General features: G+C 64.7%; 11 protein-coding genes and 1 riboswitch. Of the genes, 4 read left to right on the plus strand and 7 right to left on the minus strand.

The features are described from left to right. Positions 1–7 precede the first annotated feature (7 nt). On the minus strand, positions 8–1,480 hold the full coding sequence (locus JAB8_RS23995) for a PLP-dependent aminotransferase family protein (protein WP_070291742.1): 1,473 nt from the start codon (positions 1,478–1,480) through the stop codon (positions 8–10). Positions 1,481–1,587: 107 nt separating this feature from the next. Here JAB8_RS23995 and JAB8_RS24000 point away from each other — a divergent pair, with 107 nt between their 5' ends. Beyond that, entirely contained in the window at positions 1,588–2,244 is a 657-nt protein-coding gene (locus tag JAB8_RS24000) for a pyridoxamine 5'-phosphate oxidase family protein (RefSeq protein WP_070291743.1), read from the plus strand. An 88-nt stretch (positions 2,245–2,332) separates the two neighbouring features. Further along, positions 2,333–3,160 (plus strand): class I SAM-dependent methyltransferase, encoded by an 828-nt coding sequence (locus JAB8_RS24005; protein WP_070291757.1) that lies wholly within the window; start codon positions 2,333–2,335, stop codon positions 3,158–3,160. A gap of 68 nt (positions 3,161–3,228) precedes the next feature. Here the strand turns inward: JAB8_RS24005 and JAB8_RS24010 are convergent, their stop codons facing one another. The 5 genes from JAB8_RS24010 to JAB8_RS24030 form a co-directional block, all read right to left on the minus strand. Next, positions 3,229–3,420 (minus strand): hypothetical protein, encoded by a 192-nt coding sequence (locus JAB8_RS24010; protein ID WP_070223423.1) that lies wholly within the window; start codon positions 3,418–3,420, stop codon positions 3,229–3,231. Between the two features lie 88 nt (positions 3,421–3,508). After that, positions 3,509–3,703: a hypothetical protein gene (locus JAB8_RS24015; protein WP_070291744.1), complete on the minus strand. Its 195-nt coding sequence runs from the start codon at positions 3,701–3,703 to the stop codon at positions 3,509–3,511. Positions 3,704–3,972: 269 nt separating this feature from the next. Then, positions 3,973–5,610 carry a serine hydrolase gene (locus tag JAB8_RS24020; protein WP_070291758.1) on the minus strand — a complete coding sequence of 546 codons (1,638 nt, stop codon included), beginning with the start codon at positions 5,608–5,610 and terminating at the stop codon, positions 3,973–3,975. 23 nt (positions 5,611–5,633) lie between these two features. Next, positions 5,634–7,493: a M1 family metallopeptidase gene (locus JAB8_RS24025; RefSeq protein WP_070291745.1), complete on the minus strand. Its 1,860-nt coding sequence runs from the start codon at positions 7,491–7,493 to the stop codon at positions 5,634–5,636. A gap of 118 nt (positions 7,494–7,611) precedes the next feature. After that, complete coding sequence (locus JAB8_RS24030; protein WP_070291746.1) at positions 7,612–10,005, minus strand: M1 family metallopeptidase; 2,394 nt, start codon at positions 10,003–10,005, stop codon at positions 7,612–7,614. 145 nt (positions 10,006–10,150) lie between these two features. Next, positions 10,151–10,332: riboswitch (yybP-ykoY riboswitch) on the plus strand. A 9-nt stretch (positions 10,333–10,341) separates the two neighbouring features. On the opposite strand from JAB8_RS24030, the gene JAB8_RS24035 reads away from it, so the two are divergent. Both JAB8_RS24035 and JAB8_RS24040 read left to right on the plus strand, forming a co-directional pair. After that, positions 10,342–10,917 carry a TMEM165/GDT1 family protein gene (locus JAB8_RS24035; protein WP_070223416.1) on the plus strand — a complete coding sequence of 192 codons (576 nt, stop codon included), beginning with the start codon at positions 10,342–10,344 and terminating at the stop codon, positions 10,915–10,917. A 113-nt stretch (positions 10,918–11,030) separates the two neighbouring features. Then, entirely contained in the window at positions 11,031–11,261 is a 231-nt protein-coding gene (locus JAB8_RS24040; protein ID WP_070291747.1) for a hypothetical protein, read from the plus strand. Here the strand turns inward: JAB8_RS24040 and JAB8_RS24045 are convergent. Beyond that, positions 11,247–19,781: a glucoamylase family protein gene (locus JAB8_RS24045; protein ID WP_254679586.1), complete on the minus strand. Its 8,535-nt coding sequence runs from the start codon at positions 19,779–19,781 to the stop codon at positions 11,247–11,249. The two genes, JAB8_RS24040 and JAB8_RS24045, sit on opposite strands and share 15 nt — an antisense overlap. Positions 19,782–20,194: the final 413 nt, after the last annotated feature.

The following is a 20,194-nucleotide window of genomic DNA, read 5'->3' on the forward strand; positions in this document are numbered from 1 at the left end:
CGCCGCATCACGCCGGCAGCAGCGCGCCCAGGCGGCGCGCCAGGCCATCCATGTTCTCGGCCGGCACCTGCGCATAACCGAGCAGGAAACCGTTCCAGCCCGGTCCCTCGCCGGTGCCATGCGCGGACAGCGCCAGCGCCACGATGCCGTCCTGCGCGGCGCGGCGGCTCAGCGCCAGGTCATCCCATGCGCTATCGTGAAAACGCAGCGCCAGGTGCATGCCGGCCGTACCGCCATGGATGGCCGCGCCCGCACACGCATGGCGCCGCAAGGCCTCGCTCAAGGCGTCGCGGCGCTGGCGGTACAGCCTGCGCATGCGGCGCACGTGGCGCGCAAACAGGCCACTGCGCAGGAACTCGGCCAGCGCCAGCTGCTCGGCGACGCGGCCGCGTGCGGCGCCCTGCGCCTGCATCTGCGCGAAGGCGCCGGCCAGCGCGGCCGGCACGACGATAAAGGCAATGCGCAAGGCGGGGAACATGGTCTTGCTGAAAGTGCCCAGATACACGACGGGCGCGTCGGCCACCAGTCCCTGCATGGCCGCCAGGGGCGGTCCGCCATGGCGAAACTCGCTGTCGTAATCGTCTTCGATGATCAGCGCTCTGGCCGCGCGCGCGCGTTCGAGCAACGCCATGCGGCGCGCGGGACTGAGCACGCTGCCCGTCGGATACTGGTGCGACGGCGTCGTGTAGATCAGACGCGGCGGCGTATCGCGCCAGTCGGCGTCCGTCGGCGCGATGCCATCGATGTCGACGGCGACGCCGGTCACCTGCAAGCCGGCGCCACGGCCCGCCGCCAGCGCGCCGCCATAGCCGGGATGCTCGATCCACAAGGTGTCGCCCTGGTCGGCAAAGGCGCGCAGGCAGACATCAAGACTGCTCTGCGTGCCGTCCGTGATGAACACCTGGCCCGCATCGCAGACGACGCCGCGCGCGGCGCGCAAATGGTCGGCGATGGCCATGCGCAGCTGGGGCTCGCCGGCAGGGTCGCCGTAATTGAGCTGGCCCGGCGTCAGCGCGCGCCACGCGCGGTCCAGCATGCGCCGCCACTGCGCCAGCGGAAATGCATCGAGCGCCGGTACCCCAGGCGCGAACGCGCCCATGGCGTCGGCGGGAAACACCAGCGCCGCGCTGGCATCCTGTCCTGACACGCCGCGCAAATGCCGGGCGCGGCGCGACAAGCCATCCTGGCCGCCGCTCACTGGCGACGTCACCGGCATGCCGGCGCCGCCGGCGACGACGGTACCGCGCCGGTCCGGCAAGACAAACCCTTCGCTGGCCAGTTGCTCGTAGGCATACAGCACGGTATTGCGCGCCACGCCCAGTTCGGCCGCCAGCACGCGCGTGGCAGTCAGCCGCGTGCCCGGCGCCAGCTGGCCGCCGCGGATCGCCGCGCGCAGGCATTCATGCAGCAGGCGCTGGCGCGGCCAGCCCCGCTCGCGGTGCGTGCGCTCGAACGCGTCCAGCAGCAAAGCGAAATCCATGCGTCCTTTCATCGTGGCTCTATATTATTTGGCAGTTCTGGATCTTTTTTCAGGGCCAGATGCCGATTATAGTGCGGCCTGCTTCTTCAACCAACCGGATTCCCGCCATGACCGCTACCGCCCTGCCTCCCAGCCCCCGTACCCGCGTGCGCCGCGTCGCCGAACTGGCCAGCTACGAGCAAGCCGCCCTGTACGCCATCGTCGATGCCGCCTACCTGTGCCATATCGCCTTCCACGACGACAAGGGCAGCCATTGCATCCCGACCGCCTGCTGGCGCATCGAGGGCCACCTGTACATCCATGGTTCGAACGGCAGCCGCATGCTCAAGCGCCTGCAAGAGAGCGACGTCTGCGTGACCATCACCCATCTCGACGGCCTGGTGCTGGCGCGCTCCGCCTTCAATCACACGATGAACTACCGTTCGGCGATGGTGTACGGGCAGTTTGAAAAAGTAAGCGATATCGGCCGGCAGCATGCGGCCATGGACGCGCTGATGGAAAAGCTGGTGCCGGGACGCCTGGCGCACGTGCGCGGCGGCAGCGCCAAGGAATACGCGGCCACCACCGTGCTGCGCATCGCGCTCGACGAATATGCCGTCAAGCAGCGCCAGGGCGGCCCACTCGACGACGCGGACGACATGGCGCATGCCGTCTGGACGGGCGAACTGCCCTTTACGCACGGCCGTGGCACGGCCATCGCCGATGCGCTCAACACCTGCGAGTTGCCCCCGTATGCCGCCGCCTGGGGGACGGAATCCGCTTGACCGGCCAGCGTGCTTGCCCGATGATCGGCATTGATGGCGATCGCCACCAATTCACCAACCGATCCAATCACGCATGGAGCATATGATGATGAAGCGAGTATCCCTGGCCGCGGCCCTGACGGTCATGCTGGCCTGTGGCGGCAGCGGCGCGGCACTGGCCGCAGACACGGGCGACGCGGCCCTGAAGGCGGCCATCGCCGGCAGTGCGCGCACGCCAGCCAACGCGCTGCGCGACAGCGCCCGCCACCCGTATGAAACGCTGACGTTCTTCGGCATCAAGCCGACCATGACGGTGGTGGAACTGGCGCCCGGCGGCGGCTGGTACACGGAGATCCTGGCGCCCTACCTGCGCGACAATGGCAAGCTGATCGCCGCCGGCAACGACCCGCAATCGGCCAGCGAAGGTGCCCGCCGCGGCGCGGCGCGCTTCCAGCAAAAACTCGACGCCAACCCGGCCGCCTTCGGCAAGGTGGAAATCGGCGCCTTCGCACCGCCCACCACCTACCGCATCGCGCCCAAGGGCACGGCCGACATGGTGCTCACCTTCCGCAATATCCACAACTGGATACCGATCAGCGAAGCGGGCATGCAGACCCTGTTCAAGGAAGTGTATGACAGCCTGAAACCGGGCGGCGTCTTCGGCGTCGTTGAACATCGCCTGCCGGCGCACAAGACGCAGGATGCCACGGCCAGCAGCGGCTACATGCACGAAGCGTATGTGATCAAGCTGGCCGAGAACGCGGGCTTCAAGCTGGCGGCCAAGTCGGACATCAACGCCAATCCGAAAGACACGGCGGACCATCAAGGCGGCGTCTGGGCGCTGCCGCCCACCTACGCCAACAAGGATGTGGACCGGGCCAGGTACACGGCCATCGGCGAGAGCGACCGCATGACCTTGAAGTTCGTCAAACCCTGAGTCACTAGAAAAGCCAATGGCGGCGGGCCGATACGGCGCGCCCCATTGACTTGTGCGCGCAGCGCGCCTTAAAGGTAAATGCCGTACACACCGCAAGAGCGCGAGACAAGCATGCACTGGCTCGCCGTGCCATTTTCGGTGCAGTCAATCAGGGCCTGCATGCACTCCCGGCGTGTCGGCTGCGCATACGCGGTGCTCACGGCACCGGCCAAACCAACGGCGGCGCAGAAGACAAATATCGCCTTTTTCACATCGATCATTTTTATTTCACTCCCAAAGAGTTGAGCCGATCTAGAAACTAGTGAACTGGAAGATCACAACAGCGCGTGCACGCAGGCAGCAGCACGCTCAGATGTGAATGCCGTACACGCCGCACAGGCGACGCACCAGCGCGCAGTCGTTTTCATTGCCATCGGCGAGACAGGAATCGCGGGCTTCCTCACACGTTTCACGCGACGGCAAGGCATATGCACTCGAACTGACGGCACCGGCGAAACCGACAGCGGCACAGAAGACAAATACGGCTTTCTTGAAATTGATCATTTTTATCCCGTTAGCAAAAAAAGTTCATCGTTATAAAAAACCAGGGCAGAACGCCAGCCGCCAACTTCCATCTATCGATAGACGTATAGCGCATAAAAATAGTAGCACCAAAGAAAGTTACTAAATACTCAAACAAGAAAACAAGATAACGTTTTCATTTCATGCCATTTCATGGAATAAAAACCGGCCCGCCGCCCTTGCGCCGCGCATTTGCATGGCAACGGGCGAAAAAAAACCGCAGCACAGGCTGCGGTTTTGGTATCGATTCTTTATTTCTTCGCTTCCTTCGGCTTCACCGGCACCAGGCTCAGGTCCTGGAAGTCGTAGCTGAAATCCGTCTCGGCCGACACGGGCGCCATCTTCACCCGGTCGATGCTGCCGTCGGGATTGAGCGAGAACGTCACGTAGGCGTCGGCGTTGAAATTGCGCTCTTTCCAGCGCACGATGAAGGTGTCGTGCTGCCAGTGTTCCAGCTCGCCCGTCAGGTCCGGCGTGCGCGTAAAACTGAGGATATGTTTTTTCCCTTCCGGCTTGATCACGACCTTGCCGTACCAGGCGTCTTCATACTCGCCGTCATACGCCGCCAGCGGCAGCGATGGCTGCGATTTCGCCGCGCGCGCGCTCGACGCCTTGCCCTGCTTTTTCACTTCTTCCGCATGCTGGTCCTGCTCCACCTTGGCCACCAGCGCCAGCCAGTCCGACGGCGCCGCCTGCAGGTAATGGTCGAGGATGCGCCATTGCAGCGCCGTCATCGAACCGCCATTTTCCGCATTGGTGAGGATGGCCACGCCCAATTTCGCTTCCGGCACCATCACCACGCGCGAATAGAATCCCTGCAGCGCGCCGCCGTGCATGGCGACCTTCATGCCCTTGTAGTCGCGCAGCTGGAAGCCCAGGCCATACGCGCTGAAGTTCGGTTTCGTCGCGGCCAATGCCGGTTTCGGCTCGGGGATCTTGATCGGCGTTTGCGCCGTCCACATTTCGCGGCCCTGCTTTTCGCTGAACAGACGCGCTTCCTTGCCGTCCTTGTCCTGCACGCCGGCGATCTTGCCGCCGTCGAGCAGCACCATCATCCACTTGGCGATGTCTTCCGCATTTGTGTTGATGCCGACGGCACCCACGGCGTTCGGCACGGGCATCGACTTGACGGCGGCGATCTTGCCGTCGATCTTGCTGTGCGCGCTGGCGACGTCGGGATTGCCCGCATTCTCGGCCAGGCTGGTGGTGGTGCCCGTCATGCCCAGCGGCGCCAGGATGCGTTCATGCATGGCCTCGCCCCAGCTTTTTCCGGCCTTGTCGGCGATGATCTTGCCGGCCACGATGTACAGCAGGTTATCGTAGGCATAGCTGTTGCGAAAACTCGTGGCGGGACGGATGTAGCGCAGCTTCTCGATAATCTCGTCGGTGCTGAACGTGGTGGTGGGCCACCACAGCAAGTCGCCGGCACCCAAGCCCAGGCCGCTGCGGTGCGTCAGCAGATCGCGGATGGTCATGGCGCCCGTGACGTAGGAATCGTGCATCTGGAAGCCGGGCAGATGCTTGGTGACGGGATCGTCCCAGGCCAGCTTGCCCTCGTCGACCAGCATGGCCAGCGCGGCTGCCGTAAAACCCTTCGAGTTCGATGCCACCTCGAACACGGTCTGCGCATCGACGGCGGCCGCTTCGCCCAGCTTGCGCACGCCAAAACCCTTGGCGGTGACGACTTTGCCATCCTTGACGATGGCGATCGCCATGCCGGGCACGTCGAACACTTTCAGGGCGGTGGCGACGTCGCGCTCAAGATCAAAGGCCGGCGCGGGCGCGGGCGCAGCGGCAACGACGGGGGCGGCGTCAAATGCCAGCGCCGGCACGGCGATGCTGGAAAACGCCAGCACGATGGCGGCGGCGAGACGGTTCATGGTATGCATGGTCAAGGTGTCCAAAGAAAGGTTCAATGCGCTTGCGCGGCCATCAATTTATCGACGCTTTCCTGCGTCACCGGGTGGTAGCGTTCGCGCGCCTGCGCATACACGTCCTGGGCCCAGGCATGGCCCTGCGGCGTCTTCATCAAGGCGCTGTACAGGGGCACGACGAACTTCTGGCGGCCCACGCTCAGCAGGAATGCCTGCAAGGGCTGACGCACGTCGTAGCCGGCGTTCACGGAGGCCAGGTAGAAGCGGTAGGCCACTTCATTATTGCCGCTCTTGCCCACGCCGTAGACCTGGTCCAGCTCACGCAATTGCGCCGCGCTGGCCTTGTTGTTGATGTCGTTAAGGAAGTGCATCGATTCGATGGCGATCCACTTGTCCATGCCCAGATCCCTGGTGGACAGCTCACCCTTGAGCCAGGCGTCGCGGTGCTGGTCGAGCAGCGCCAGGCGCGGCGAGACGACGCGCTGCGCGCTGGCCGGCACGCCCGTGCCATACAGCCATTCCTCGAGTTCCGCTTGCGGCATCACGTCCGGATGCTGTGCCAGCAGGTTCTTGCGCAAGTAGGCGATGAACTGCTCCGTCGTCACGCTCTGGAACGCATGCTGGTCGAACCAGCCGCGCAGGAAGGGGTCGAACACGGCGCGGCCGGCGCGGCGCTCCATGGTGGCCAGGAACCAGGCGCCTTTCGGGTAGATGATGCCGTCGTCCGTGTACGTTTCCGCCGGGTTAGCATCGGCGTCGCGCGTGATCAGCGCCGTTTTCGAAGCCGGCAATTCGCGGATCGACGCGGCCAGTTCTTCCTGGTCGACCTGCACGCCCATCTGCGCCACGTCGCTGCCATACAGCTGCTCGACGATGCGCGTCGTGACGTAGGTGGTGAAGCCTTCGTTGAGCCACATGTGCTTCCACGAGGCGTTGGTGACCAGGTTGCCCGACCATGAGTGGGCCAGTTCATGCGCGATCAGGTCGACCAGGCTGCGGTCGCCCGCGATCATGGTCGGCGTGAGGAAGGTCAGGCGCGGATTTTCCATGCCGCCGTAAGGGAACGATGGCGGCAGCACGATCATGTCGTAGCGCCCCCAGCCATACGGGCCATACAGCGCTTCGGCTGCCTGGATCATCTTTTCCGTATCGGCCAGCTCGTACTCGGCCGCCTTGATGCGCGGCGGTTCCGCATACACGGCGGAACGGGGACCGAGTTTACGCACTTCCAGTTCGCCGATGGCGATGGCCAGCAGGTACGAGGGAATCGGCTGCGGCATCCTGAATTTCCAGCCGCCCTTGCCGGTCGCCTTTTCGTCGTTCTCGGCGCTCATCACGACGCGCATGCCGCTTGGTGCCTCGATGCGCGCGCTATACGTAAAGCGCACGGCCGGCGTATCCTGCGACGGCACCCACGAGCGGGCGTTGATGCTTTGCGACTGGCTGAACATGAACGGCAGCTTGCCCGACATCGTCTGCTGCGGCGTGAGCCACTGCAGCGCGATGGCGTTCGGCGCCGTGTGATAGTAGACGCGCACCTTGCCCGGCTGGCCCGTGGTCGTGATGCGCAGCGCCTGGCCCTTTTCCGGGTCGGCCTTGTCCAGCTGGTACGGCGCCATCTGCCAGGCGCCGCGCTTGTCCTGTACCTGCACCTTGGCGATCGACAGATCGCGCGTATCGAGCACCAGCGTGCGCGCCGCCGGATCGATCCAGTTCAAGGACAGCTCGGCATAGCCGGAGAGCGTCTTTTGCTTGAAGTCGGCTTTCAGGTCCAGCTGCAGGTCGCGCGTGCGCACCTGGTCGTAGCGCGCGTAGCTGAGGGGATCGGCGTGCGCAGCCAGCGTTAGCTGGCAAAATAGCGCACAGCCCAGCGCGCGCAGGAAGGTCAAAGTTTGCATGGTCGTCTTTTGAATGATTTGCGAAAGCCCCGGTCCGTGTGCGCCGGGGCGTCGCGCAGAATAGCACTTCCGGCGCGGGCCGGCAGAAAAAAGCGCCGGACCGGCCGGCGCTGTTTCCCTATTTTTCATCTGCCCTGGCTTGCGGCTTGGCCTCGGGCGCCTTCAGCGGCGTATTCAAATCCTTCATCAGATTATGCTTGTCGCGGTCCTGCTTGAACAACTCCAGGCGCGACGGCGTGATCTTTCGCGGCCAGGCGTTATTGCTGGTGTCGATATCGGCCGTCTCCCAGTACGGGTCCTGCACCAGGCCCACCATCGGCTCGTCCGTGATGATCACCTTGCTGATCTTGTGCGGCGCGTAGCGCCACACTTCGGCCGGCACCCGCTCGATGATTTTCTTGCCGCTTTTCAGTTCGATTTCCAGGATCAGCGGCATCACCAGGCCGCCGAGATTCGAAAAATCGACCAGGTACAGATGCTTGCCCATGTTGCGCTGTTCCAGCAGCTTCCGCTCCCACGGCTCCAGCGTTTCCTGCTCTTCCGCATAGCTGTTGCGGTCCTTGTTGGTGACCGTGAATTCATCGTGCCGGTTATAGAAATCCTTCAGCGCTGGATCGGTATCCACCTTCTTCGGCAGCGCCTTGTTGCGCTGGTCCGAGATCGAGATGGGCTGCGCCGCCTTCTGCGCCTTCTTCCACGCCTTTTCCGTTTCCGGATTCTTCGTGCTCACGCCGTATTCGCTGATGCCGTCGATGCTGATGTCGACCGCATCGGTGGTATAGAACCAGCCGCGCCAGAACCAGTCCAGGTCCGTGCCGGAAGCGTCTTCCATGGTGCGAAAAAAGTCGGCGGGCGTCGGGCGCTTGAACTTCCAGCGCAAGGCGTACTGCTTGAAGGCGAAGTCGAACAGTTCACGCCCGAGGATGGTTTCACGCAGGATGTTGAGCGCCGTGGCCGGCTTGTCGTAGGCGTTCGCCGTGAACTGCAACAGGGACTCGGAATTGGTCATGATGGGCACCTGGTTCTGGCTGCGCATGTAGTCGACGATCTTGCGCGGCTCGCCATTCCAGGAGGGGAAATGCTCTTCCCACGCCTGCTCGGCCAGGTACTGCAGGAAGGAGTTGAGGCCCTCGTCCATCCACGTCCACTGGCGCTCGTCCGAATTGACGATCATGGGGAAATAATTGTGCCCCACTTCATGGATGATCACGCCAATCAGGTCATATTTGGCCGTCTTCGAATACGTGAGTTCCCCCGTCTTCTTGTCCTTCACGGGGCGCCCGCCATTGAACGCAATCATCGGATACTCCATGCCGCCCACGGCGCCATTGACGGAAATCGCGTTCGGATACGGATAGTCGAAACTGTATTTGTTGTACTGCTCGATCGCATGCACGACGGCGCGCGTGCTGTACTGCTGCCACAGCGGATTGCCCTCGTTCGGATAGTAGGACATGGCCATCACGCGCTTGCCGCCGCTGTCGAGCCCCTGCGCATCCCAGATGAACTTGCGGCTCGAGGCCCACGCCACGTCGCGCACGTTGGCCGCCTTGAAGTGCCAGGTTTTCATGCCCGCCGGCTTGCCCTTTTCCGCCGCCAGCGCCTCGGCGGGCGTGATCACCAGCAGCGGCGTAGCGCTGTTTTTCGCCCGCGCCAGGCGCTCGCGCTGCGCCGCGCTCAATACGGCGCCAGGGTTTTGCAGCTCGCCCGTGGCGGCCACCACATGGTCGGCCGGCACGGTCAGGTACAGCTCGTAGTCGCCAAACTCGAGCGTGAATTCCCCGGAGCCGAGAAATTGCTTGTGCTGCCAGCCGACGGCGTCGTAATACGCGGCCATGCGGGGAAACCACTGCGCGATCTGGAAAATCGTGTTCTTGTCGTCTTCAAAATACTCGTAGCCGGAGCGCTCGACGAGCACCTTCTGGTCATTGATCCGGTACGACCAGTCGATGTTGAACGTGACGCTCTGGCCGGGCGCCAGCGCCACCGGCAGATCGATGCGCAGCATGGTCTGGTTGACCACATACGGCAGCGGCTTGCCGCTGGCCGCTTTCACGGCGGTCAGCTTGAAGCCGCCGTCAAATTCGCGCCCCGCATGGATGGCGCGCAAGTCCTCGAATTTCAGCGCTTCGTCTTCGTTACCGCTCAGCCAGGCCTGGCGCGACGGCGCGCTCAATACGCGGCGCTGGTCGGCATCCTGGCGCAAACCGTTCTGGTCCAGCTGCAGCCACAGATACGCGAGGCTGTCGGGCGAACGGTTGTGATAGGTGATCTGTTCGCTGGCCGTGATGGCGCGGCGCACTTCATCAAGCGTGGCGCGGATCACGTAATCGGCGCGCTGCTGCCAGTAGGCGTGGCCCGGCGCGCCGGACGCCGTGCGGTAGCTGTTCGGCGTGGGCAGCAGTTCTTCCAGCTGGCGGAACTTGTCGTCGAAGGGCGCGGCGGCGCACAGGCCGGTCAAGGGAGCAAACAAGGTCAAACACAGGGCAAGCAAGCGGACAAGAACCGGCATGGCGCATTCCATCTGGGAGTCGTGGACAGAACTGCATTCTAAGTCGAGTCTGTTTGCAATCGATCATTGTTGTGGAAGTTCCACACGCAGCACGGCGCCCGGGGCCGGCGGCACTGGCGCAGAAACACGCATAGGCGTATGATGCGCCTCGAACATTGGGGAGTAGTCGTCCCGCGGTCCTGCCGCGGGAACCTGTATCAACATGATTGGCCCGCAGGCCATGGTGCAGGTGGTTGCAAAACTTGACGAGACCATTGATCCAGGGCGGCCGCATGGGCCGGAGTCGCCCGTGGATCATTGGTTAATTCGTCCGGCCCGCGTACCTCTTGCAATCTCATGGAAGCATTCCTCATCTCCACCGGCATCGTCGGTCTCGCTGAAATCGGCGACAAAACCCAACTGCTGGCCTTTCTGCTGGCCGCCAAATTCCGCAAGCCTTTGCCCATCGTGCTGGCCATTTTCGTCGCCACCGTCGCCAACCACGCGTTCGCCGCCGCCGTCGGCGCCTGGATCACCAGCATGCTGGGCCCGGACGTGCTGCGCTGGGTGCTGGGCGTCTCCTTTTTGGCCATGGCCGCCTGGACCCTGATCCCCGACAAGCTCGATGAAGACGAGACCAAGCTGGCCAAATACGGCGTCTTCCTGACCACCCTGATCGCCTTCTTCATGGCGGAAATGGGAGACAAGACGCAGGTGGCGACGGTGGCGCTGGCGGCGCGCTACCACGATATCGTTTCCGTCGTGCTGGGCACCACCTTCGGCATGATGCTGGCCAACGTGCCGGCCGTCTACCTGGGCGACAGGATCGCCAACCGCGTCCCGCTGCGCCTCGTGCATGGTATCGCGGCCCTGGTCTTTGCCGTGCTGGGCGTGGCCACCCTGCTGGGCGCGGGCGCCGCCCTGGGATTTTGAGACAACCCTGTATAATTTCCCATTTACAATATTCATGCTCATAATTACAATATCGGCGGCATGAATACCGGCGCGCCGATCCGGAACGGTCAGCGCGCTTTCTTGAGGAATATATGCAGTTGAATAGAAACGTGGCGGCGCTGTGCCTGGCCGCTTGCGCCAGCCAGCCTGCCGCCGCCATGGCGGCCCCCTTGCGTCACCACCAGACGGCGACACCATCCGCGCCCGAAGTGCGCACGCGCGATTTGCTGCTATTTGGCGCCGGCCTGATCCTGCTGGCTGGCCGGCGCCGCCCCGAACACGAGAAGTGGCAAGACACAACGACAAGACTACAGCAGCAGTAGCACCGCATACTCGCGGCCCTCGTCGCGCAGGGCGATGCTGTTGCCACCCTGCGCCACGCCATCGAGCGACAGCCCCGCGGGCCGCCCCTGCGCCTGCTCCACCGTGATGGCATAGTTGCTGGCGCCGAAACGGTAGTGCAGCTTGAAGCTGTCCCATTCGGCCGGCATGGACGGCGCCAGACGCAGCACGTTCGCTTCGCGCGTCAAGCCGAGCAGGGATTCGACGATCAGGCGGTACAGCCAGCCCGACGATCCCGTGTACCAGCTCCAGCCGCCGCGTCCCACGTGCGGCGCCACGGCATACACGTCGGCCGTCACCACGTACGGTTCCACCTTGTAGCGCGCCACCGCCTGCGCGTCGACGCCATGGCGCACGGGATTGATCATGCGCAGCAGCTCCCACGCCTTTTCGCCGTCGCCCATGCGGGCAAACGCCATCGCCGTCCAGATGGCAGCATGCGTGTACTGGCCGCCGTTTTCGCGCACGCCCGGCACATAGCCGCGGATGTAGCCGGGATTGAGGTCGGCCTTGTCGAACGGCGGGTCGAGCAGCTGGATCACGCCGGAATCGCGGCGCACGAGGCGCGCGTCGACCTGGCGCATGGCGCCGGCGACCCGCTCCTTGTTGGCGGCGCCCGACAGCACGCCCCAGCTTTGCGAAATCGAATCGATCTGGCATTCCTCGTTCGTGTGCGAGCCCAGTGGCGTGCCGTCGTCGAAATACGCGCGCCGGTACCACTCGCCATCCCATGCATGCTCCTCGACGTTGGCCGCCAGTTTCACGGCTTCGTCGCGGCAGAACTGGGCGAATGCGGCGTCGCCGCGCAGCATGGCCACTTCGGCGAAACGCTGCAGCACTTCGTACAGGAAGAAGGCCAGCCAGACGCTCTCGCCCTTGCCATGTTCGCCCACCTTGTCCATGCCGTCGTTCCAGTCGCAGGAACCGATCAGCGGCAAGCCGTGCACGCCCATGCGCAAGCCATGGCGGATGGCGCGCACGCAATGCTCGTACAGGTCGGCCGACTCGCCCGAACGCATGGGCAAGTCATAGTAGGAATCCTCTTCCGGCTTGACGGCCCGCCCCTCGATGAAGGGCGCCACTTCCGACAGCACGTTGACGTCGCCCGTGGCGATCACATAGCGGCAGGCGGCCAGCGGCAACCACAGGTAATCGTCGGAGCAGTGCGTGCGCACGCCCCGGTCCGACGGCGGATGCCACCAATGCTGCACGTCGCCTTCGACAAACTGGTGCGCCGCACACAGCAGCAAGTGCTTGCGCAGCAATTGCGGCGCCGTGTGGATCATCGCCATCGCGTCCTGCAGCTGGTCGCGGAAACCGTAGGCGCCGCCCGACTGGTAATAGCCGCTGCGCGCCCACAGACGGCAGGCGATGGTCTGGTACATCAGCCAGCCATTGGCGATCACGTCGAGCGACGGGTCGGGCGTTTCGATGCGCACCGCGCCCAGAGTGGTGTCCCAGTGCGCGCGTACCGCGTCGAGCGCCATGCGGGCCGCTTCCTTGCCCGCATGGCGCTGCACCATGGTGCTGGCGTCGGTATTGCGGCGCCCGCCCACGCCGAGCAGGAAGACGATTTCGCGCTCCTGTCCCGGCTGCAGTTCGAACGGTACCTGGATGGCGGCACACTGGTCCAGCCCCGTGCCCGCCTTGCCGGACAGGCGCACGCGGCGCAGCGCCGCCGGCTGCGCCAGGCTGCCGTTGCGGCCGATGAATTCATTACGGTCGCAGGTGATGGAGCGGATGCTGGCGTCCGTATTGAAAAAGCCGACGCGGCCGGAAAACTCCGTGTTGTAGTTATTGCGCGCAAACAGCGCGCCGCTGATCGTATCGACTTCGGTGGCCACATGCATGCCGGACTTGGCGCGCAGGTCGGCCATCACCCATTCCACGTAGCCGGTGACGGACAGACGGCGCGGCACGCCGCTGTCGTTGCGCACCTTGATGACCGAGTATTTGACGGCCGCATCAAGCGCCACATAGGTGCACAGTTCGGTGGCGATGCCGCCCTCGCTGTGCTCAAAAATGCTGTAGCCGAAACCGTGGCGCGTCACGTAGTCGCCGCTGCCGCGCGCGGGCAGGGACGAAGGCGACCAGAACTGGCCGGTCTGCTCGTCGCGCACATAAAACGCTTCGCCCGACAGGTCGGACACGGGGTCGTTCTGCCATGGCGTAAGGCGGAATTCATGCGCGTTCTCGCTCCACGTGTACGCCTGGCCGGCTTCCGACACCACCGTGCCGAACTGCGCATTGGCCAGCACGTTCGACCACGGCGCCGGCGTCTGCTTGCCTTCTGCCGTGGTGATCACGTATTCGCGCCCATCGGGCGTGAAACCGCCGAGGCCATTTTCCAGGATCAGCTCGCGCTGCGGCGCCCGGTGCGGCACGCCGCCATGCTCGCGTGCCGGGTCCTGCAGCAGCGGCGGCATGCGCAGCACGGGGCTCGGCGGACGCTTGACCTGCTCGGCCAGGGTGCCGCGCAAATCGCTGATGATGGCGCGCGCCACCGATTGCAGCAAGATGCGGTCTTCGTTGGCGATCTGCTCGGCCAGGCGCACGAAGATGCCGCCCGGGCGGTCGATCGCCTGCGCATCGATGCCCGAGGCGATCAAGCCCATGATCTGGTCGTGCAGCAGCTGGCGGTAGCCCGACTGCTCTTCGTACCAGATCACCAGGTCGACGATCAATCCTTTCAGGCGCCAATAGGCATGCGCCTGCACCATCTGGCGCGCCAGTTCGATATTGGCCGCGTCGCGTATCTGCAGCAGCACAATGGGCAGGTCGCCGGAAATCGCATACGCCCACAGGCCGGACTGGCCGCGCTGGTTCTTGATCAGGATGCTCGCTTCGGCGCGCAAGGCCGCATTCGGGTAGATCACGGCGTTGGCCAGGCGCGCATACAGCTGCGCGTCCGCTTCGCTGGCGTTCAACTGGCGCAGCACCACCTGGCTGTGCGTCCAGGCCAGTTCGAAGACCCGGTCGGCCAGATGGCGGTCCTGGTATTTGTCGATCAGGTGCAGCGCCGCCTCGCGCTGCTCCACCATGCCGGTGACGCTGTCGACGGTGACGGCCTGGTCGGGTTCGAGCGTGATGACGTAGCGGATGGCCACGATGGGGTCGAGCACGGAGCCGTGGCCGCCGCTGAGCGGCCCGTCGTCCTGCAGCGCCTGCGGCAGCTGCGCCGTGTTGCCGCGGCCGATGAAGCGCGCGCGGTCCGTCTCGAACGACACTTCGTAGCGCTCGATATCGTGCACCGTCATCACATGCAGCAGCCACGGCATCTGCTCGTCTTTCGAGCGGGGCCGGCGCGTGCATAAAATCGCCTTTTCATGCGCGAGGATTTCCGTCTGCACGAACAGCTTGCTGAATGCGGGATGGGCCGCATCGGCCGCCGCCGGCGCCATCACCACTTCGGCAAAACTGGTGATCTCGATGCGCCGCTGGCGGTTCGAATTATTGCTGATCCGCGTGCGGCGGATTTCGATGTCGTCCTCGGGCGAGACGACGATTTCCGTGTACAGGTCGAGGCCATGGTCGGCACGGCGGAACTCGGCCCGCCCTTCCGAAAAAATCACTTCGTATTTCTTCGGTTCGGCCAGGGTCGGCTGGTACATGGTGGACCAGACTTCACCGTCGTCGAGGTCGCGCAGGTAGCAGAAATTGCCCCAGTTGTCGCGCGTGCTGTCTTCGCGCCAGCGCGTCACGGACAGGTCTTTCCAGCGGCTGTAGCTGCCGCCCGCATTGCTCACCATGACGTGGTAGCGGCCGTTTGACAGCAGCTGCGTTTCGGGCACGGCGCTGTTGGCCTGCGTGAGGATGCGCATCGGCATGGCCTGCTCGGGCGCGCCGCTGCGCAGCACCGCCAGTTCGGCCGTGTTCGAGTAAAACGCGCCGGCCTGCGGCGTGCGTTCCTGCAGCACCAGCAAGGCCGATTGCAGCAGCGGATCGGACTCGAAACGGCGCTGCATCGGCCGGTCGTGCAGCAGGTAGCTGAGGGCCAGAAAGCCCATGCCCTGGTGGTGCACCATGAAGGAGCGGATGACGGCGCTGCCCTGCCCGCGCGGCAGGCGCGCGGTGGTGAAATCGATGGCTTCAAAAAAGCCGTAGCGACCCATGTAGCCGGCCGCCTGCATGCGCTGCAGGTTCTGGCACGACGCTTCCGGCTGCACCATCAGGCCCATCATGCTGGCGTACGGCGCCACCACCAGGTCGTCGGCCAGGCCACGCTTCAGGCCCAGGCCGGGCACGCCAAAGGCGCGGTACTGGTAATTCAGGCTGGCGTCGACCGTGTTGTAGCCGGATTCGGAAATCCCCCACGGCACGTCGCGCTGGCGCCCGTAATCGATCTGCGCCTCGATGACGGAATGGTAGGTCTGGTCGAGCAGGGTATTCGGGTAGTTCGGCATCACGAGCAGCGGCATCAGGTACTCGAACATCGAGCCGCTCCAAGACAGCAGCACGGGCTGGCCGGCCACCATGCACAGCTGGCGGCCCAGGGCGAACCAGTGCTCCTGCGGCAGCTGCCCCTGGGCGATGGCGATGAAGCTGGCCAGGCGCACTTCGGAAGCCAATAAATCGTAATAGCTGGGGTCCAGGCGCCGTTCGCTGACGTTGTAGCCGATGGCCAGCAGCTTGGTCGACGGGTTGTACAGGAAGCCGTATTCGATCTGCGCGAAGTCGCGCGCCTGGCCCGCCGCGTGGGCGATGTCGCGCATGTGGCGGCCGGCCTGTTCGCGGCCTTGCGCCAGCAGGGCGGCCAGCTCCGATGGCGTGCCTTCGGGCACCTCCAGGTTGGCCAGTTCGCGCAGGGTCGGCACGCGCAGCCAAGCAGGATCGACACCCGCCTGCGCCGCCCACGGCGCCAGTTGCAGCAATTCGGCCAGCGCCGCGCGGCACTGGCGCGCCAGCGCGCCCGTCCACATGGACAGCTCGCCATCCTCGCTTTGCAGGGTCAGCGACAGCAGCGCATCGGCCGCGCCATTCGCGGCGGCGAGATAAGCATGCCATTCGGCCAGGGTGGCGGGCGCGGCGGACGCCTGCAACAGGCTCATGCTCTCGCGCATGGCCTTGCCCTCGCCTTCGGCGGCGATGAATTCCTGCAGCACCTGCGCCGTCGTGCGGATGCCCTGCACCACTTGCGCGCCGATGATGGGAGCGTCGTACAGTTCCACCAGTCCCGGCTGCAAGGTCAGCAGATGGCCGGCCAGGTTGCCGCTGTCGACCGTCGAGATGTACATCGGCTGCAGCGCCTTAAGCGTTTGCGTGTCGTACCAGTTATAGAAATGGCCCTGGAAGCGTTCCAGCTCGCCCATGCTGTGCAGGGTAGCGCGGCTGCGCTCGATCAACTGGCCGAGGGTGATGTAGCCGAAATCGTAGGCCGTCAGGTTGGCCAGCAGCGCCAGGCCGATATTCGTCGGCGAGGTGCGGTGCGCCACCACGAGGTTCGGGTGTTCCTGCATGTTATCGGGCGGCAGCCAGTGGTCGTCCGGCCCGACGAAGGTATCGAAATACGCCCAGGTCTTGCGCGCCACGCCATGCAGGAAACGCCCCTGCTCGGCCGACAGGCGCGCCACGGCCCGCTCGATGGGGCGGCTGATCCACCAGGCGATGGCGGGCGCGGCCAGCCACAACAGCAGTACCACGGCGGCGGCCGGCAAGGCGGCCGGGCGCCAGTAGAGCAAGGCGCCGAAGGTGGCCAGTGCCAGCGCGGGCGAGCACCACATGGCGCGCCAGCTGTCGGCTTGACTGCCGGAAGAGCTGTGCAGGTTCGAGGCGCGCCAGTCGAGCAAATGCTTGTGCGACACGCCCAGGCGCCACAGCGTGCGCGCGATGGCGTCCAGGCTGATCCACGCTTCATACGGCAGGAAGACGAGGGTCAGCATGGCGTGCGAAAACTGCACGCCGCAGCGCCGCTCGAACGCGGCCAGATGCTGGCGCCACAGGGTGTCGCGCGGTTTGCGCAGCAGATCGTACAGGGCCGAAAACACGGGCGGCAGGAAGATGATGGCCAGCACGGCCGCGCTCCAGAAGGCCACGTGCGGCAGAAAGCCCCACACCAGCAACAGGGACACGGTGGTGGCCGGCGCCACGACGCTGCGGCGCAGGTTGTCGAACAGCTTCCAGCGCGACAGCATCGACAAAGGATTGCGTTCGCGCTTGCCGGCGCGGCCCGGCACCCGCCCCAGCAGCCAGCCGATCAGCTGCCAGTCGCCGCGGATCCAGCGCTGGCGGCGGCTGACGTCGGCGTCGTAGCGGGCCGGATATTCTTCATACAGCTGCGAATCGCTGAGCAGGCCGGCGCGCAAATAACAGCCTTCCAGCAAATCGTGGCTGAGGATTTTATTGTCGGGCAGGCGCTGGCCCAGCACGCGCTCGAACATGTCGAGGTCATAGATGCCCTTGCCGATGAACGAGCCTTCATAAAACACGTCCTGGTACAGGTCGGAGACGGTGCGCGTGTACGGGTCAATGCCCGGTTCGCCGCCGCACAGCAGCTCGTAGCGCGACGCGTTCGCGCTGGGCAGGGCCACGGCCACGCGCGGCTGCAGGATGCCGTAGCCGGCCACCACGCGCGTGCCGGCCGCGTCGAGCACGGGACGGTTCAGCGGGTGCATCATGGTGGCGATGAATTCGCGCGCCGCGTCGCGCGGCAGCTGCGTATCGGTGTCGAGCGTGATCACGTATTTGATCGTGCGCAGGCCGCGCAACTCGCCTTCCACCAGAGAGAATTTGTCGCGCGCGCCGCCGCGCAAAAACGCGTGCAGGTCGGACAATTTGCCGCGCTTGCGCTCTTGCCCCATCCACGCGTTTTGCTGCGAATTCCACAGGCGCGGACGATGCAGCAGCAGGAACGGCCCCACATGGCCCAGCTCTTCCGGATCGGCCGGGTCGCCGTTGTCCTTGAACTCGGCTCCCTCCACGCGGTATTTCTCGTTCAGGCCACGGATGGTCTCCTGCGCCTGGTTCAGCAAGGCTTCGTCGCCGGGCAGGGTTTGCGCCTGCGCGTCGACAAAATCCGTCAGCAGGCAGAAACGCAGGTTCGGGTCGCGGTTGGCGAGATAACGCACTTCCAGCGCCTCGCACAGGGCCGCCACGTTTTCCGCGCTGTAGATCAAGGTCGGCACCACGACGATGCCGCGCGCATCGGACGGAATGCCGGACCGGTAATCCATGCGCGGCAGCGGATGCGGCGACGTCATCAGGGTTGCCAGCCAGTTCACCACGGCCACGGCCAGCTGGCTGCTGCCCAGCAGCGCCAGCGCGCCCAGCGCCGCCAGGGGCCAGCCCTGCACGCCATGGCGCACGGCGCGCTCGAGCAGCAGGGCGCTCGTCGCCAGGGTCAGGAACGCAATGGCGCCCAGATAGCTGGCCAGCGGCGCGGCGCGCGCCGTATGCTGCAGCGCCTCGATGAACGGCAGTCTGGCGCCAGCCTGCTTTTCCAGCACCAGCACGCCGCGCCCGACCAGGTAAAAGCCGATGTGGCCGCGGCGCGCGTCATTGCCATTGCCGTGCGTGTGCGCCAGCTGCACCGCCATCTCGGCCACTTCCACTTCGCTGCGCGCGCTGCGCTTGGCGATGCGTTCGATGGCGTGGCGGTAGCTGTCGCGCGTGGCGAAATCCATCAAGCCATACGTACCGGCCGGGTCCAGGCGCAAGGTTTGCTCGACCACGCTCATGGTCTCGACGAATTCCTGCCAATCCATGGTGCCGAGAAAACGCAGGCTGCCGATGCTGTTGGCGATCGATACCTGGTCGGCCGCCTGCTGCCCGATCTCGGACTGGATCTGCTGCTCGATGGTGAGGCCCGACTCGGCCAGCTTGTGCGTCAGCCACGACAGCGCCAGGGTCAGCGAGGAACTCTGTCCCTGCAGGCGGCGCGACAATTCGGCCACGAAGGCGCTGGTCATCGGCGGATTCGAACGGGCCATGTCCGCCACGAGCAGGATCAAGCCGCTGGGATTGCGCTCGGCGATCTCCGTCATCTGGTCGGCCCAGGTGTTGGCCAGGTCGCGCTGCATGCGGTCGTCGGCCACGCGCGCGGCAACGCGGCGCAGGTTTTCGATCAGCGCCAGACGCAGCATGATGGGCACGGCCCACAGTTCACCCAGGGTCAAGGTGGCCACGTCCTGGTAAGCCTCGACGAAGTGGCAGAGGTTTTCCAGGTCGACCCTGCCATCGCCGTGCGAGATGATTTCCAGCGCGATTTTATACACGCGCGGGCAGCCGGCATCCACGCCGGAACTCAGCCGTGGCAACTCCTTGCTGTAATTCTTCGGCAAGTGGCGCCGCGTGGTGCGGATCTGCTCTTCGATCAGATAAAAATTATCGAGCAGCCACTCCGAGGCGGGCGTGACCTGGCGCCCGCTTTTGACAGTCGCCGTCAGCTCATTGACGGTGGCCGTGATGAGGGCCGCATTGTCGGCCAGGCGCGCCAACAGGCGGTCGCGGCCATGATGCCTGCCCACCGCATGGCCGGCGGCCACATGCTTGCCGTGGGCCGCCATCTGCATGGCGCTGAATAACTCGGAACGCAGGGGCAAGGCATCGTCGCGCGCGGCGTCGAAGGTGTCCGGTGCAAGGGAATGGTCGCGGAAGATTTCTTTGACTTTGGAAACCTGTTCCTTGATCTGCTGCGTGACAACTGCTGTGTACTCTTTCAACTTTAGCCTCGCTAGGTGCGCGCAGGCAGCCAGCGGCCACCGTCATGCGGGCCCAGTCTGGAAGAACACGATCGGACACTGGCGAAGACGGAAAGCGAAGCGCCGGAGCGTTGCGACGAATCTCAGGGTATAGGGAGATTTTCTGAACTTCATCGTAGGAGGGCGGCGCAGGCAAGACCGTGCGCTAGCGTACATACTCCGTGTTTTAGGGACGTTTCAGCAAAGAAATCAGCGTGTTGAATGGCAGAAAAATGCCG

This window comes from Janthinobacterium sp. HH106 (assembly GCF_001758725.1).
Lineage (GTDB): Bacteria > Pseudomonadota > Gammaproteobacteria > Burkholderiales > Burkholderiaceae_D > Janthinobacterium.

Bases quoted from the DNA above. Each gene is read 5' to 3' on its own strand.
- JAB8_RS23995 (WP_070291742.1), bottom strand. From the start codon at position 1,480: ATGGATTTCGCTTTGCTGCTGGACGCGTTCGAGCGCACGCACCGCGAG.
- JAB8_RS24000 (WP_070291743.1), top strand. From the start codon at position 1,588: ATGACCGCTACCGCCCTGCCTCCCAGCCCCCGTACCCGCGTGCGCCGC.
- JAB8_RS24005 (WP_070291757.1), top strand. From the start codon at position 2,333: ATGAAGCGAGTATCCCTGGCCGCGGCCCTGACGGTCATGCTGGCCTGT.
- JAB8_RS24010 (WP_070223423.1), bottom strand. From the start codon at position 3,420: ATGATCGATGTGAAAAAGGCGATATTTGTCTTCTGCGCCGCCGTTGGT.
- JAB8_RS24015 (WP_070291744.1), bottom strand. From the start codon at position 3,703: ATGATCAATTTCAAGAAAGCCGTATTTGTCTTCTGTGCCGCTGTCGGT.
- JAB8_RS24020 (WP_070291758.1), bottom strand. From the start codon at position 5,610: ATGCATACCATGAACCGTCTCGCCGCCGCCATCGTGCTGGCGTTTTCC.
- JAB8_RS24025 (WP_070291745.1), bottom strand. From the start codon at position 7,493: ATGCAAACTTTGACCTTCCTGCGCGCGCTGGGCTGTGCGCTATTTTGC.
- JAB8_RS24030 (WP_070291746.1), bottom strand. From the start codon at position 10,005: ATGCCGGTTCTTGTCCGCTTGCTTGCCCTGTGTTTGACCTTGTTTGCT.
- JAB8_RS24035 (WP_070223416.1), top strand. From the start codon at position 10,342: ATGGAAGCATTCCTCATCTCCACCGGCATCGTCGGTCTCGCTGAAATC.
- JAB8_RS24040 (WP_070291747.1), top strand. From the start codon at position 11,031: ATGCAGTTGAATAGAAACGTGGCGGCGCTGTGCCTGGCCGCTTGCGCC.
- JAB8_RS24045 (WP_254679586.1), bottom strand. From the start codon at position 19,781: ATGGCGGCCCACGGCAAGCATGTGGCCGCCGGCCATGCGGTGGGCAGG.